The sequence below is a fragment of the Legionella fallonii LLAP-10 genome (assembly GCF_000953135.1).
In the GTDB taxonomy this organism is placed as follows: domain Bacteria; phylum Pseudomonadota; class Gammaproteobacteria; order Legionellales; family Legionellaceae; genus Legionella; species Legionella fallonii.
The window spans coordinates 2,423,601-2,438,919 of sequence record NZ_LN614827.1 but is presented as its reverse complement, the minus strand read 5'-3'; the positions used below and the strand labels follow the sequence as shown (position 1 = coordinate 2,438,919).

Genomic DNA, 15,319 nt, shown 5'->3' with positions numbered 1-15,319 from the left:
CGTATGTAATATCTGCTGGTTATGCAAGAGGTCTACTGCATTAAAAAAGAAAATGCTGTCCTTTAGTGACAAAACCTAAAAAGCCATCTTTTTGTGCATCAGGAAGCTCTCCAGGATTGTAGTGGTAGAGCCACATTTTTTTCTTTATGGTTTCAGGTAAAAGAACCAGTTCGGAGTAATGAGCATGGACAGTACTTTTAGTAGGGGATGTTTCACAATCTTGGAAAATGAGATCTGCTTTTTCGTAAAAGGGCAATAGACGATCTAGGGTACTTTGAGTATCGGAAGTAAATAGGATGCAGATTTTATTATAAGTAAATAGGAGACCGTAACTGGGCATTAATTCATAGTTACTGTAAAAATGAATGGTTTTTACGAGTTTAAATTCTATGGAGTGCCAGATAAAACTTGCTTCTTCCCCTATGGGGTTGGGGTTAAAAAAAGACTCAATAGAAGGAGGCTTTTTAGTTAGAGTACTTAGTCCTCCGCATAAGGTTTTATTCCATAAGTCAGTAAGCACTTCGGCAGAAGCAAATAAATTGGGTTTCCCTTTGTAATTCGGATCAAAGTGAGAAGTTAATGCTAACCACTCTAATCCTCCTGTGTGATCACCGTGTAAATGAGAAATGTATACATTATTAATATCTAAGTAAGATAGTTTTTGTTCGCGTAAAGAGTGCCTTAGATCAGAGCCAGCATCAAGTAGAAGAATGTCCTTCTTGATTTGTAACAAAATGTTGGAATGATAGTTTTCTGGTCCTACAGTAAAGGCTGAGCCCGAACCCAGAAAAGTCATTTTTAATGTCATATTCATCTCGTTTGAGTGTTATCCTTTACTGAACAAGACTAACATACAAGACCTTGTCATTCGTTTTTGTAAAGGTAAGTATCCATCTAACGTACCCCAAAATCTATCCTAATTAAATTATAACATCATTCTTATTTAGAAAATCAGTATACTCTTTATATCGAAAACAAAAAATGCCATGCCTCCCACAATTAGATGGGATAGGGAAACGCCTACAAGCGTTTTATAACGAGAATACATCCATCCCCATAATAATCCTGGTAGAAGCACTGACAGAGCCAAACCTATTGATATGTGGAGATGAGTCACGCTAAATAAGATATTGGACATGATAATTGCCCACCAATTTTTACTGGGGCCAGATAAAAATTCTTGCAATGAACTTTGTAACGCCCCACGACAAATTAATTCTTGAATTGGTGTAAAAATTAAATAAGCAAAAATCAGGGTAATTAATATAGGAATATTAGTTTGTCCTTGCTCATTGACAGTTTGTAGACTGCCAGCATTAAAGCTTAAGTGAATTACACTTAAATCGTGGAATTGAGGAACAATACTAATCACTAACCATTTAATTAACGCGGTCAGTAAAACAAGAATAATAGTGACGGGAATACTGTCTTTAATGGATTGTTTCCAATGTTGGAAGGTTAGACCATAAAATTCCATAGAATAGCCACTACTTTTCATCATCATTAATACAGCCCCAGCAAAGAAAAAAATGATAGGAATGCTAATGACACTAGTAGAGAGATTATTTTTTGCCAACTTTTCTATGATTTTAAAAGCATACATGTAGACTGCAAGGGCAAAGAGTAGATTGACCATAAATTTGCCCATAGCCACACGAGCTTTTGATAATTCCAGTTCACTCTTTAATGATTCAACTGTGAGCTGATTTGTTTGTCGCATTCTAGCGCTTAGAGTATTAGCCAGGTTAGAAATAAGAGAAAAATAAATAGGTTTTTCATTCAGGTTGGATTGCAGCTCCTGGGTTAGTTCAGTGAGTTTATAAATGAGTTCTTTGTAAATACTGCCTTCATCAGCCAATGTTTTGAGATCGGCAATAGAAACAGTCAATAATTGGGTAGTCGTTAATGTCCTAATACTTGCAGAACGGGGAGAGTTATCAATCAGTCCCATTTCACCAATGACTTCTCCTGCTTGGAGAGTGGAAATGCGTAATAAAGATTCATCGGCGGATTTTTTTAAAACTTCAACTGTTCCATCAAGAAGAATATATAAATCCAGCGGAATATCATTTTCATGAATAATAATTTCATCTGCTTCATATTGATAGACTTTAAAAAGAGGGATTAATTGATTTAATTGTTTATTCGAAAGGGCGCTAAACAGAGGGCTTCGTTGTAGCGCCTCAATAATAATGTCTTCGGAGTGATCAATTTCCTTCATTAGTTTGTCCATAAGCAATGGATTCCTACGAAAAGTATAGGAGTGGTTCTGAAAAATAGCCAGAATTACAGTAACAAAGAATGTGAAGATTCAGAGGCTTATGGGTTTTTAGTTATAGTTTGCTTGAGAAAGATACATCTAGGCTGTATTGTTATGCAATAATCAATAGATAGGGTTTGTGGATGAGTTCATTCAGATTATCTGAATTTAAATATTGGCCGCAATTAAGCGTTATTGCTTTATTGTTAATTGGTTACGGCGCTTATCGCTATTTTGCTTATTACGATACTCGTTCCAACGATGCCTACGTGTCAGCTAATATAGTTAATGTAGCGCCTTTAGTTTCAGGCCCAATTACCAAACTCTATATCAATGAAAACCAGAAAGTTAAAAAGGGAGAGAAGTTAATTGAAATCGATCCTTTACCTTATCTTTATGCGGTACAGCAAGCTAAAGCAAAATTAAATATCGCGAAGTTAAATTATGAAAATGAAAAGTTGACCGTTATTAAAGTAGAACAGCAGCTCAAACAAGATCAAATTAAGTTAAGCCTTAGCCAAGATCATTATAAGCGATATAGTCAATTAGTAGTAAAAGGAGATACCGCTAAGATTACTCTTATCAATCTAGCAGATAAAATAAAGGAGGAAGAAGCTGCGATCATCGAGTCAGAACAACGATTAAAAATAGCGCAAGTCAATTTAGATGATAATGAAATTTTGGCCGCTCAAGCAGAATTGGATCATGCTAATTATCTATTAAACCATACGACTATAGTTGCTCCAGAAGATGGATATGTGACTAATTTTAACTTGCGTAAAGGTCAGTACATTAAGACAGGGCAAGGATTATTTGCCTTGGTAGAGACGAAGCTGTGGTGGGTAATAACACGCTATAGAGAGACGGCTATCCGCCTTATAAAGCCTGGAGATAAGGCTGAAATAATGATTGATATGTATCCTGGAAAAGTATTTCACGGGCACGTGGGTAGCATAGGATGGGGTATCAATAGGGTACAAAGTGGCAGCGTGGCACCCTCGACATTACTTTATATGGAGGCTACAGAGGACTGGATCAGAATAGCCCAACGTTTTCCCGTTCGTATTTATATTGATGATTTGACCGATGAGTATCCTATGCGCATAGGTGCTAGCGCTACGACCATTACCTACAGGTGATTTAGTGTCTTCCTTCTGGCCTAAAAGTGTAGAGAATAGAGCGGCATTACGAACTGCTGTGGCTGCATTTATTGCGGTATTTATTTCCTTTTATCTTCACTTGCAAACCCCGTATTGGTCTGGCATGACCGTAGTTATTGTCACTAATTTATATACCGGAAGTATTATTGATAAGGCAACGATGCGTATTATAGGGACTATCGCTGGAGCCTTTCTAGGTTTTTTTGTTGCAGGCATGGTGGTTAATAGTTTTTTATTGTATTTACTTAGTTGCTTTTTAATTCTTGCTGTATCTGTTTATTACTATCATTTTAGCACTTATGGCTATGCTTATTTATTGGGGGCTCTATGTGCGTTTGTCATTATTGCGCAATTAGCTCTAGATCCTCGTAATGCTTTTTTTGTTGCAATTTGGCGACCCGTCGAAATCGGGATAGGGGTATTGGTTTCGGCACTCAGTGCTTATGCTATTTTCCCCAATCATTTAAAAGATAATATTGTGGTGCAAGTTCGCGGTATTTTTGATGATTTTTCCACTGAATTTAAGCAGTTATCACAAAGTTTAAAACAAGGAACAATAGACTTTGAAGTAGTCGCGCAAAGTAATTTAAAAATAAAAAAGAAATTACGTAAAGCAGTGGAGCTTATAGGGGCGTTGAATCATGAAATAGGGGTTACTAAAGAACGAATCGATCAATTACGCGCGTTTTTAGATTCCTTCTATGATCTATCTCGGCAGCTGCAGTATTTAATTCTTACCTCTCCTTTACGTGACGATTTAACTACAATACAAACATTGCAGGTTGAACCTGTATTTGCAGCAATACAAGATGATTTAGCCCTATTGCAGTTCGCTTTTATCAATCAACTAGCTCCCTCAGCTGTTTTGAAAACTCCTGAGGCAATTGCTGTTTTAGAAAAGCAGTGGAGTCAGGAACAACAAAAATTGATGGTAAAAAGTGATTTTATTTCTTCCTTCATTCATTTTTTAGAACAGGTGAGTTTCTGTTTTTCACAAATGTACTCTTTATTAGCGGGTTCGCCGGTTACGAGTACAGCGCGATTTAAATTAATTAATAGAAAAGAACGACTGCGTTCTGATTTAGATCTGGTGAAACATTCTATTAAAGCAGGATTAGCAGTGATTCTCGCATTGCTCTTTTGGATGGTGAGTAATTGGCCTGGGGGGCTGAACGGAATCATCAGTAGTTTAGTTATTTCCATACGTAAAAATCTTTTTGAAATGACTTATATCAGTTTTCATCGCATCATAGGTTGCTGCCTGGGGGGGGGAGTCGCTTTATTCTCTTTATTAGTTTGTGCAATGGATTTGTATGATTTCAGTCTTGTTTTATTGTTTTCGGTCTGGGCTTTTTCTTATTTGATGTTTAAATTTCCCAAGTATGCTTATATTGGGTTACAGGCCAATATTGCTTTGATTATTTCTCTTGCACAAGAAGGAGGGCCTCCGATTTTATTAGATCCTCCATTGCAACGTTTGGGGGGGATTTTTATTGGAATAACATCCAGCTTTTTAGTCGCTAATATATTATGGCGGTCAGATGTTTTAACTCTTTTAAATCGTTCTCTTGATAAATTATATCGTTTTATGACCTATAACTTAAAGCAAATACTGACCGTTACGGAAAAAGAAATCACTTTGCACGATCTAGCCAATTTGTTTTGGCTTTCGCGTGGTCTCATTGAGTCTTTGACAGCGGAACGTTTAAATGCAAAAAAACAAAATAAATTAGTTAAGTTAACTCGACGATTTGAATCTTTGGTCTTTATCCAAGCGACTCTTAGTCATATATTAGCTGCTATAGATAGAGTGGAGGCTGAGGCGACAGCAAAACTTTTTGATTTGGATTTGTTGGCTATTGAGAATAAATTAGTCATCCTTTATGAAGATCACGATATTCCTGGGGGACATGCTTTAAGTCATCAATTGCAAGAAATGCTTGCCACCTTTGAGGCCAAGCCCGTTTACGTCCAAATTGATAGCAATGAGTTACGCAATTTTCTCGCGTACATCAATGCATTAAATCATTTGGCATTGGGGGTGCAATAGAGCGACACCTCTCAATAAATCTGAGCCATAGAAGCGGTCTACTTCTGTGGCTTGTCCGCAGAATCCAGCAACCTAATTCTGCGCTTTAATGCGGACAAGCCGCAGAGTAGTCGATTCACTGCTATTAGTTAAGGGAGCTCAACTTAAAAAAGCCGAATGACCACGGCATCCATAACTGGATGCCACATCATGGATCCCGCGGTCGATGCCGCGGGGATTTGAAATATCTTAACTTGAGGGCAACGGCTCAGGGAGAGGGTAAATTTAAGATTTACTCGGACTTATTGAAAAGTTACAATTGATTATTATAACTCATTGAAATAATAAATAAATTAATTATTGACATGAGACTGTTTTTTATTTGGTACGTTTTAAAAAGTAAGTTTAAGTTGCAATTTAACCCATGATGTGTAAAAATTGACCTCTATGAAAACGAAAATTATCTCTGTTACAACAGCCCTAGCATTAATTGCTTTGGGCATAATTGCCTGGTGGTATTGGTCTCCCAAACCTACTTTTCGCCAGGTTGACTTTAATCAATTACCGGGTTGGAATGCGGCCGAGTTAAAAAAATCGTTGCTTACCTTCCAAACTTCTTGCCGAGCATTTGTAAAACAAGATCCTGAGCAAATTGTTGGTACGGATAAGATCGATCTACAAGCCAAAGATTGGCAACCAGCATGTCGTGCTGCATTAAAGATTAATCCTGTTAGTGATGCAACAGCAAAACAATTTTTCCAAGAATGGTTTGCTCCGGTCGAGTTTTATGGTGATAAACCAGTGAAAGGTCTATTTACTGGTTACTATATGCCGTCAATTAAAGGTAGCTATACAAAGACTGATGAATATAAAGTGCCAATTTATGAGACACCTAGCAATTTAGTGGTTGTTGATTTAGGTCTATTTATTCCCAATTTAAAGAATCGTAGGATTGTTGGGCGGATTGATGGGAATAAAATCGTTCCTTATTATACTCGTGAACAAATTAATAATGGGGCAATAAAGGATACCGCACGCGTATTAGTTTGGATTAAAAGCCCTATTGATCGATTGTTTTTAGAAATTCAAGGCACTGGAATAATAGAGCTTGAGGATGGAAAATCGATTTATGTTGGTTATGACGCGCAAAATGGAGCCCCTTATACTCCTATAGCAGGGGTATTAATTAAAAAAGGGATCATGACCAAGCACAACGCGTCTATGCAAGCGATAAAAAAGTATTTAGAAGCTAATCCCAAACAAATGGATAAGATTATTAATCAAAATAAATCCTTTGTATTTTTCCGTAAATTATCCTTGGATGCCGCTTTAGGATCTCAGGGAGTGGCTTTAACTCCTGGTTATTCTCTTGCTATAGATAGGGATTGGATACCGATGGGGGCTCCTTTATGGCTAAATACTACTCGTCCTGACAGTCAGAATCCTGATGTGAGTAAGCCCATGCAACGCTTGATGATTGCTCAGGATACTGGTGGTGCAATTCGAGGCAAAGTTCGAGGAGACGTATTTTGGGGCGGCGGGAAAAATGCCACTCTAATTGCCGGACATATGAAAAATGAAGGGCATTATTGGATACTGCTTCCGCGTCATGCGATATTGCGATTGGAAAAAATATCTTAGAGCGTGTTAATTGACAACTTTAAGCCTAATGTAGCCATACCTTGAATACTTTCTTTTCCCGGTTGTAAACAACCGGGCTACATGTCCCGCGATCGTAACCAAACTCACGTTAAGCTTAATGGCAGTGAGGAGGAGAGATTGGGTCTTTAAACGATCGTTCGCTCTTAACCTGATGGCCATAGAGCAAAATGCTCAACCTACTAAACTAATTAAACAGTCACCCAGTGCGGCGTAAGAGGTACTAACTCATTTTCCGCATGTATATCATTAGACGTATTTTCTTTTTTCTCTGTCTTAGCCGATGCAGCTGCGGCAGAGGAGTCGTTGATAGGTACAGCGGTATTTCCTTTTAACGCAGCGTCCAAACTTATAAATTTATATCCATTACTTTTGTATAGCTGAATAATATCAGTCAGACATAAACTATTTAACAAATTAGCATGGAGTAATAAAATTTGTTTTACTGGCTGGCCATTGCCTTTTTTGGCTCGTTGTTCTGCTTTTAACGTTTGTTTCCAAATATAAGCAAGGTAGCGTTTTTTAAATTGATGAATGCTTTGCGCTCTTTTACGGTAGGGAATTCTATAAAATTGTGCGTTGAACTCATAATCCTTACTATCGATGGTTACAGGAGCAATTTGATAGCCATGGGCTATCAAGTAATCAACTACTTTTTGTTTTTTCTCTCCTTTACCTTCAGCAAGATAAGGATAACGAAAATATTTAGGTTGGGTCATTACTCGAGCCAACTTAGCGTCAGCACGCTCAATATCAGCAATGTATTTTTCTGCACTTAATGACTGTAAACTGCGATGAGTATAGGTATGATTTCCTATAGATAATCCTTGATTACGGAACGCTTCTAGTAAATACCATTCATTTTTGGCAACGGCCTCACCAATGGCAAATCCAGTTGCGGGGACTTGATTTTCAACAAACGCATTGACTATAGCCATAAAGCGATCGTGGGTTCTTTTTAAACTCGCGGGAGTGCTGCTTCCAGAACCAACGAAAGGTAAATCATCTATAGTAATAGCAATTTCTTTTTCTTCAGCAAAACACGGTGTATTAAATATACAAAGAGACAATGAAGCTGCGGCTAGCCATCGTATGAGCATGTTTTCCTCTCGTCCGGACCTTAAAATATCCGTTATTTTTATTGGTATTTTTAACTATAGTTGATATTTTATATTTGTGTTTTGAAAGAATAAAAAAATATTTTTTTATTTATCAAGTAGGTATACACTGTCTCAGTGATTTTTTCCAGATTAAAGTAGTATGAGAAAAGAACTATGAGAGGAGTCGCATAGTTCTTATCATTATTAGGAATGATACGTAAAGGATTAACTATGACTTTCACCTTACCGAAGTCCTCGCTGTTTGCTTTCTTGTTCACCGCGTTTATTTACATGGCAAGTGTCTCTTTTATTACGTATCCTCTAACAACATTCTTAAAACCTATTCCAATCATTTGTTTAATTATTGGCGTACTACAAAAGAATCTATTGCCGCAGGCTAAAATGTTAATGGTTTCAGCACTTATCTTTTCATTGTTAGGCGATGTAGTTTTAACTTTACCCGTTTCATTGAGTATGAAATTAGGTATAGGATGTTTTTTATTGGTTCATTGTTGTTACATCGCTTTATTTCTGAAAGTATTTAAATATCGCTCTTCTCATTTAGCTTATTATTTGTTGGTGACAGTATTCATAAGCTTTTTTGTATCCCTTTTATTGCCAAGATTAGATTCTTTACTGATCCCGGTAATCATCTATCTCAGTGTGTTGATGCTGATGTTATTTTGCGCATTCCAAGTGAAATTCCAAGAACTAGCCATCGGAATTGGTGCATTGTTCTTTGCTCTTTCTGATCTGGCTCTTGCTTTGAGTATGTTTGTTTATCCGCAGATAGATACACGAGTTTTTGTGATGCTGAGTTATTATGCTGCGCAATTATTATTGATTAGCGGATTAATCGCTATTTATAAACAGGGCGATCATAGTCTAACGGATGATGAAGAAATGAATTTGCGATTTGTATAGAAATTAGGCTGAGCCAATAATTAATACGGGTAATTAGCCAAAGTTAACAATAAAAGGCTGCATCGTGTTATTAATCGGATCATATTGATAACGTCCGGTATAATTTAAATTTTTCCCGTAGACATGCAAGGAAATTGCTACTTTTTCTGATTCATTGATAACACTGTGTATCTCATCGGGTAAAAAACTAATAATGCCTCCTGCAGGGCAAATGATTGCTGCATTTTGCCTTTTTATCTCTGCATATTCTGGTTTTGAACCATCATCTATACGTATCCAGAGATAATTTTTTTCTACTCCAACTACACTTCCTACGACACCCCACGTTTTATGCTCGTGTGGTGTTATTTCGCGTCCAGGCTCCCACGCGACTAGATTGACAGCTAATGAATGATCCTCTTCTTCATGGATTAGCCAAGAGCTGAAACCCGCTTTAGGATCTACATAAAAGTATTTTTCTTCTAACCAGTCTTGTCGTTTTACCCATTGAGCCACAAGAGCTGATACGCGAGCAATATTGGTATTATCGTCATATTGTTTAATGTCCAATGCTTGCAGTTCAGCAACAAAAGGTTTCAAACCTTGGGGTATGGAAAACGTCATAAAGACTCCAATGTTTTTTATGCTAGTTATATAAATCCTAGCAAACTATTAATAATAAGGTAATTTATTATACCTTTCTGCAAATTAGCTACAGATAAAGAGGTGCAGGAGACAGGGGACAAAGAATCGGAGCGTATATGAACGTCATATGAAGATTCGAACACCGTAGCGACGAAGCAATTCTCTCTCTGGAGTAGCGCTTCTGAAGAAATCTATTCTTATTTCATTGGGAACTTCAGTTGGAATAACGACGACTCTTATTGTTTTGTTTTAATTGGCCCAATTTGATTGTATGGTGATGGTTATGTATTATAAATGTTCTTTTTGTTCGAGATATTCTAATGCAATCAAAAGAAGAATACGAAGAAGATTTGTCATTTATAAAATCATTACCTGAAGAATTATTGAAGCAAGTGATTCAGAATCTAAGTAAGGAAAAAACTACTCAGAATAGTTTCGTCCTAACCTGTAGTCTCTTTTATAATCAATTACAACGTGAACGTCTATGGGCTAGCTTGGTGCAATGTGTTATTAACGGAAATCAAAAGAAAGCCCAGATGTTACTAAAAAAATATCCTGACTTACTTTGGGATAGGGGTACAATAAAAGACAACTCTGGCCGTGTTTTTAAAAATACTACCGTTTGGGAATATGTATTATGGGCTTTGGATGTTCGATACATGGCACCAATGATGCTTGAATGTTTACCTATATCCAAGGAAGGCAAGGAGATTTGGGACAACTTATTAGTTCAACTGGATGAACTTGAGAAAAATGGGATTTTTTATGAGTTAAATGGAGAGATTTATCACGAGAGTCACTATGATTTTTTTATTATCGCTGCACTGGAGTATTTTGTTAAAAATTATCTTTTTTGGCGTTCAGCACAACGCCAAGCGGAGTGGTGTACTGGCGTTGGCATGGCACAATTTTGTGCTCCAGCCCATGTAGCTCAGCACTATTGTGATCTGCGAGTACCTTTTTATCCAATACCTCAATTTGATAGCAAAACATTTAATAGAACCTTAGTGTTCTTAAATCGCAATACAAGTGAATTACAGAGTTGGTGGGAGCAGAAGATTCCAACGAAGCTAGAGAAACAGAATCAGTTGGAAGAGCCTGAGAAGCAAGGGGAGCAGGTGGAGCGTCTGGGAGTTACCGTTGCAATCTATCGAAAGCGGTCGCCATTACGTGCTTTGGGTCTTTCTATAGACACAGGAATCCTGCATAAAATAGCAAAAAATAACATGGATGCTCTTATAGCCTTGAGAGACAAAAGGTTGGCCGACCGACGTTTATTGAGGGAGCAAATATGTGAGCTTGATTTAAAGTTTAAGTTTCAGATTGAGGCGATGCCTTTTTTAAGTTCTAGTGGATAGATTTGCGATAGACTCTTGATTTACTATGGTAGTATTATAAATTTTTACTACTAAAAGATGAATTTTATGCCGAATTTACACCGCATTATCGCGTGCGTCCTAATGATGAATGGATTACCCGTTGACGCGTGCACTACTCTAATCATAGGTAAAAAAGCTTCTCTAGAGGGTAAAACAATTATTGCGCGCACCTCTGACACTATTGATGCGAGGAGGGCGAAAAATTTAAAAATATATTATGACCATGAAGGGAAGAAATCTTATTTGGGTCTCCCTTATTGGGATTTAGAAGCCGATGAAAAAAATGATATGGCACAAGTGGCGACAAATGCCAATGGACTCTCGATTAGTGCCACAGAAACCATTCAAAGTAACTCAGAGGTTTTAGAGTTAGATCCACCAGTCTATTCGAAGAATGGCATTGAGGAGCGAAATATTCCAGGCATTATTATGCCTATAGCTACGACCGCTCGAGGTGCTGTAGATATCCTTGGCAAAGCCATTGAAGAGCGAGGTTTAGCATCGAATGTAGGCTTTGGAGTGCTTTTTGCTGATAAGGACGAGGCATGGTATTTAGAGACCTTAAGCGGGCATCAATGGGTTGCTATAAAAGTCCCAGAAGATGTTTATTTTGTTGCAGCAAATGGTCCTGGACAAATTCAGGCGTACTCACCTGTAGATTATGAGTATAAATTCTCTCATTTCAATGGAAAAACACCAATCCAATTTGCTATTGACAGGGGTATTGCTAAGATAACAGAGACGAAGCAATTTAATTTTAGAGAGACGTTTGCTGATGTTGCCAATCCTATAAATCCTAGAAAAAATTTTGCTAGACTAGCATATGTACAGCACCATTTTAATCCCAGCACACAATCTTTTGATCTAGACACTATTAATAAAGGCAAGTTTCTTACATTTCTTAAACCGGAGAAGAAAATCTCTGTTGTTGATGTTCAAAGAATCTTTGCCAGCCATTTTGAAGAATACAGCGATTTTGATCCTTATCAACGATACAATAAAAATGAAAATGAAAGACCTTACTATCGTCCAATTGCCAGTTTAAATACAAGTAATGCTCATGTGACAATTGTAGATAATCCTTTGAGCAATGGGGATAATAGCCTAGCCAATTTAGAGTATATTGCTCTTGGCATGCCGACTGTTAGCTTCTATATACCTATTTATTATGGTATTACACAAATACCAAAGCCATTGACTGAGGGAACAAATCAAGCTGATATACAAAATGAAAAATTATTTTGGCAATTTAGAAGGTTACAATCTTTAGTGTTTTTAAATGATCCTGAGAAAAACATCCCATTTAATCCACAAGAAAGAATGAAATTGATACAAGGAAGTTATCAAGCATTAGCAACAGAAATAGAGCAAGAAAGACTAGAAATGGAAGCTAATTATAAAGAAACTAATGATCCGACGCTAATAGATAACTTCACTGAAGCTACAGTTGCTAAAGTTTCGGTATTGAATAATCAGTTAATTCAAAAACTGATGGAGCAATTACACATTAGTACAAAATATAGCCTTCAAGATGAACAAGCAATGGCTGATTGGTTTACCACGAAAGTTCGTGAGCAAGATTGTAACTATAAGCCAGAACATTGCTAAAGCACAATTAAGCCCGTTCCTGGTAGCCTACCACCAGGGGCGGGTAACGAAATGCTCTTGCCAAAACTTCGAGCTGAAAAGTCACCGGAATATGTTCAATCACCTGATATTTTATCTATGTGATTGTCGCGCAAATAATGTTCTTTGCGTCACAGAACAAATATCGATAGACGGTAACCGATGGCTCCAAGTCAATAGTTCAAACAATTTAGAACATTACATACTGCCAGTTCCTACAATGATATGATCTCTTTGTCTTAATGAAGACTGCTGAGGTTTCATCGATATGCCATCGGTCAAATTAATAATTTTAATATTAGGCATCAAATAGGTTAATCAGATTAGATTAGTGTAACCTTTTGAATTTATTAGATTAAATAAAGTTAACTTATCTTGATACAGAGCTTATTAATATTGCAAACATAATTGAAGTAATCTAAAAATGTTAAGTTGAGTGCTAATTGATCTAAATAATGTTAAAATTGCACAAATAAAAGTGCAAATAGATTTAAATGTGATCATTGTGTTTAATTTATAAATTAGGGGTTTTTGATGCAAACTGGTACCGTGATACGTTTTAACAAAATAAAGGGTTATGGTTTTATTTCTGAAAATTCAACAGGTAAAGAAATTTTTGTTCACTTTTCTAACGTTCAATCTGAAGGTTACAAAGAACTAAAAGAAGGACAACGCGTTAATTATGTCCTTAAACAGGGTGAACGAGGTGAGTTTGCAACACAAGTAAGCATTATTCTCTAAAATAGGTAAAGTGAGGCCAGATCAATGTTAGATGTAAAAAATATAAGTATGCATTTTGGACCAAAATCTTTATTCCAAAATGTGGATTTGATCTTATTGCCCACGCAACGTTATGGAGTAGTCGGCGCTAATGGCACAGGGAAGTCTACTTTTTTAAAAGTTTTAGCAGGTGAAGAACAAGCGTCGCATGGCACAGTTGAAAAAGCAAAAAATCATAAAATAGGTATTTTGAAGCAAGATCATTATCGTTATGAAGAGGAACGTCTCGTTGATGTTGTTATTCGTGGAAATCCTGTTTTATGGGACGCACTTACTGAAAAAGAGAGCATATATTCTAAAGAAATTTTTACCGAGGAAGATGGTTATCGTCTGAGTGAATTAGAAGAAATAGTGATGAATCAAGGCGGTTATGAAGCTGAGTCTACAGTAAAAAAATTATTGCTTGGTTTAGGTATTGCCGAAAAATTTCATTATGGCCCACTGAGTGCCTTATCAGGAGGTTACAAATTACGTGTTTTATTGGCACAGGTTCTTTATCAACAACCAGATATTATGTTGCTTGATGAACCGACCAACCACTTGGACATTATATCAATTGCATGGTTGGAAGAGTTCCTGAAAACATCATTTAAAGGGCTCTTGATTTTTATTTCCCATGATAGAAGTTTTCTCAATAATACATCCACGAACATACTCGATATAGACTATGATACGATACTGGATTATCCCGGAAATTATGATAAGTTTTGTTTCGCTAAAGAGGAACGATTACGGCTGAAACAAAGTGAGTTGAAAAACCAAGAAAAACGAATTGATGAATTGCAGGGTTTTGTTGATCGCTTTGGCGCAAAAGCAAGTAAAGCGAGTCAAGCAGCTTCACGACAAAAAATGATAGATCGCATTGAGTTAGTTGAGATCAAAGAATCTAATATTTTCAAACCCTATTTTAATTTCCAGCAAAAGAAATCCTCGGGTAAATTAGTAGTTAAAGTTGAACAGCTGCACAAAAATTTTGATGAACGAGTATTATTAAAAAATGTATCGTTTACCATACAACGAGGCGATAAATGTGCCATTGTAGGACCTAATGGTATTGGAAAATCCACTTTACTGAAAATTTTATTAAGAGAATTACAGTCAGATCATGGTCATTTTGAATGGAGTGACACTGTAAAGGTCGGTTATTTTGCCCAAGATTATCGAACTCAACTAGCTCCAGAACAATCTGTATTGCAATGGATGGAAGATAATATAGCTGCACCGGGACAGGAAATCAGGAAAGTGCTTGGCCAAGTGCTATTTCGTGGCTCAGATGTAGATAAAAAGATAGGGGTATTAAGTGGAGGGGAGTCTGCTCGGTTAATTATGGCCAAATTAATTTTGGAAAAACATAATGTTCTGATATTTGATGAGCCAACCAACCATTTGGATCTTGAGTCTATAGATGCCTTAATCGAAGCAATTCAGCTGTTTCCTGGAGCAGTATTATTTGTCAGTCATAATCGTTATTTTATTGATGACATTGCCACTCGTGTTATTGTTTTAACCGAACAATATGGCGTGCAAAATTTTCTTGGTAATTACAATGATTATTTAGAACAGTATGGAAAAGATTATCTTGCAACAGCGTAGAGTGCTGGCGTCTACATGAATTTCATACACGGGTGAATCATGGATAATAAAATTGCGGTAAAACTTACCAAAATGGATAACCCACTATTTCGGTTAATTGATCTTGCCTCGAAATACCGGACACCAACTTTATGCCGCTAACTCTAACTCATTTGGCGTCTGATACCCCTGAGTTGAGTGAAGGC

12 protein-coding genes are annotated in these 15,319 nt (G+C 36.8%); 8 read left to right on the top strand and 4 right to left on the bottom strand.

Going from position 1 to position 15,319, the window contains the following annotated elements; translation table 11 throughout:
* Positions 1-40: 40 nt before the first annotated feature.
* Both LFA_RS09840 and LFA_RS09835 read right to left on the bottom strand, forming a co-directional pair.
* Positions 41-808: an MBL fold metallo-hydrolase gene (locus LFA_RS09840; RefSeq protein WP_045096036.1), complete on the bottom strand. Its 768-nt coding sequence runs from the start codon at positions 806-808 to the stop codon at positions 41-43.
* A gap of 135 nt (positions 809-943) precedes the next feature.
* On the bottom strand, positions 944-2,233 hold the full coding sequence (locus LFA_RS09835) for a cyclic nucleotide-binding domain-containing protein (RefSeq protein WP_231865833.1): 1,290 nt from the start codon (positions 2,231-2,233) through the stop codon (positions 944-946).
* A 170-nt stretch (positions 2,234-2,403) separates the two neighbouring features.
* Here LFA_RS09835 and LFA_RS09830 point away from each other — a divergent pair, with 170 nt between their 5' ends.
* The 3 genes from LFA_RS09830 (at position 2,404) to mltA (ending at position 7,090) form a co-directional block, all read left to right on the top strand.
* A complete protein-coding gene (locus LFA_RS09830) occupies positions 2,404-3,399 on the top strand; it encodes an efflux RND transporter periplasmic adaptor subunit (RefSeq protein WP_045096035.1) in 996 nt (331 codons plus the stop codon).
* Between the two features lie 4 nt (positions 3,400-3,403).
* Complete coding sequence (locus LFA_RS09825; protein WP_045096034.1) at positions 3,404-5,470, top strand: FUSC family protein; 2,067 nt, start codon at positions 3,404-3,406, stop codon at positions 5,468-5,470.
* 426 nt (positions 5,471-5,896) lie between these two features.
* Entirely contained in the window at positions 5,897-7,090 is a 1,194-nt protein-coding gene (gene mltA, locus LFA_RS09820; protein ID WP_045096033.1) for a murein transglycosylase A, read from the top strand.
* Positions 7,091-7,299: 209 nt separating this feature from the next.
* On the opposite strand, the gene LFA_RS09815 is transcribed toward mltA, so the two are convergent.
* On the bottom strand, positions 7,300-8,208 hold the full coding sequence (locus LFA_RS09815; protein ID WP_045096032.1) for a polysaccharide deacetylase family protein: 909 nt from the start codon (positions 8,206-8,208) through the stop codon (positions 7,300-7,302).
* 231 nt (positions 8,209-8,439) lie between these two features.
* Here LFA_RS09815 and LFA_RS09810 point away from each other — a divergent pair, with 231 nt between their 5' ends.
* Positions 8,440-9,132 (top strand): lysoplasmalogenase, encoded by a 693-nt coding sequence (locus LFA_RS09810; RefSeq protein WP_045096031.1) that lies wholly within the window; start codon positions 8,440-8,442, stop codon positions 9,130-9,132.
* 33 nt (positions 9,133-9,165) lie between these two features.
* On the opposite strand, the gene LFA_RS09805 is transcribed toward LFA_RS09810, so the two are convergent.
* Positions 9,166-9,735, bottom strand: a complete 570-nt coding sequence (locus LFA_RS09805) for a cysteine dioxygenase family protein (RefSeq protein WP_045096030.1) — start codon at positions 9,733-9,735, stop codon at positions 9,166-9,168.
* Positions 9,736-10,076: 341 nt separating this feature from the next.
* Here LFA_RS09805 and LFA_RS09800 point away from each other — a divergent pair, with 341 nt between their 5' ends.
* The 4 genes from LFA_RS09800 to LFA_RS09785 all read left to right on the top strand — a co-directional run bounded on the left by LFA_RS09800 (position 10,077) and on the right by LFA_RS09785 (position 15,134).
* Positions 10,077-11,114, top strand: a complete 1,038-nt coding sequence (locus tag LFA_RS09800) for a hypothetical protein (protein WP_045096029.1) — start codon at positions 10,077-10,079, stop codon at positions 11,112-11,114.
* A 66-nt stretch (positions 11,115-11,180) separates the two neighbouring features.
* Positions 11,181-12,743, top strand: a complete 1,563-nt coding sequence (locus tag LFA_RS09795) for a C69 family dipeptidase (protein WP_045096028.1) — start codon at positions 11,181-11,183, stop codon at positions 12,741-12,743.
* Positions 12,744-13,295: 552 nt separating this feature from the next.
* The gene (locus LFA_RS09790) at positions 13,296-13,502 is read left to right on the top strand and encodes a cold-shock protein (protein WP_045096027.1); all 207 of its coding nucleotides are present in this window, start codon (positions 13,296-13,298) and stop codon (positions 13,500-13,502) included.
* Between the two features lie 24 nt (positions 13,503-13,526).
* A complete protein-coding gene (locus LFA_RS09785; protein WP_045096026.1) occupies positions 13,527-15,134 on the top strand; it encodes an ABC-F family ATP-binding cassette domain-containing protein in 1,608 nt (535 codons plus the stop codon).
* Positions 15,135-15,319: the final 185 nt, after the last annotated feature.

What these genes read in the sequence shown, in the direction of transcription:
- LFA_RS09840 (WP_045096036.1), bottom strand. Translation starts at nt 808, where the DNA reads ATGACATTAAAAATGACTTTTCTGGGTTCGGGCTCAGCCTTTACTGTA.
- LFA_RS09835 (WP_231865833.1), bottom strand. Translation starts at nt 2,233, where the DNA reads ATGGACAAACTAATGAAGGAAATTGATCACTCCGAAGACATTATTATT.
- LFA_RS09830 (WP_045096035.1), top strand. Translation starts at nt 2,404, where the DNA reads ATGAGTTCATTCAGATTATCTGAATTTAAATATTGGCCGCAATTAAGC.
- mltA (WP_045096033.1), top strand. Translation starts at nt 5,897, where the DNA reads ATGAAAACGAAAATTATCTCTGTTACAACAGCCCTAGCATTAATTGCT.
- LFA_RS09815 (WP_045096032.1), bottom strand. Translation starts at nt 8,208, where the DNA reads ATGCTCATACGATGGCTAGCCGCAGCTTCATTGTCTCTTTGTATATTT.
- LFA_RS09810 (WP_045096031.1), top strand. Translation starts at nt 8,440, where the DNA reads ATGACTTTCACCTTACCGAAGTCCTCGCTGTTTGCTTTCTTGTTCACC.
- LFA_RS09805 (WP_045096030.1), bottom strand. Translation starts at nt 9,735, where the DNA reads ATGACGTTTTCCATACCCCAAGGTTTGAAACCTTTTGTTGCTGAACTG.
- LFA_RS09800 (WP_045096029.1), top strand. Translation starts at nt 10,077, where the DNA reads ATGCAATCAAAAGAAGAATACGAAGAAGATTTGTCATTTATAAAATCA.
- LFA_RS09795 (WP_045096028.1), top strand. Translation starts at nt 11,181, where the DNA reads ATGCCGAATTTACACCGCATTATCGCGTGCGTCCTAATGATGAATGGA.
- LFA_RS09790 (WP_045096027.1), top strand. Translation starts at nt 13,296, where the DNA reads ATGCAAACTGGTACCGTGATACGTTTTAACAAAATAAAGGGTTATGGT.
- LFA_RS09785 (WP_045096026.1), top strand. Translation starts at nt 13,527, where the DNA reads ATGTTAGATGTAAAAAATATAAGTATGCATTTTGGACCAAAATCTTTA.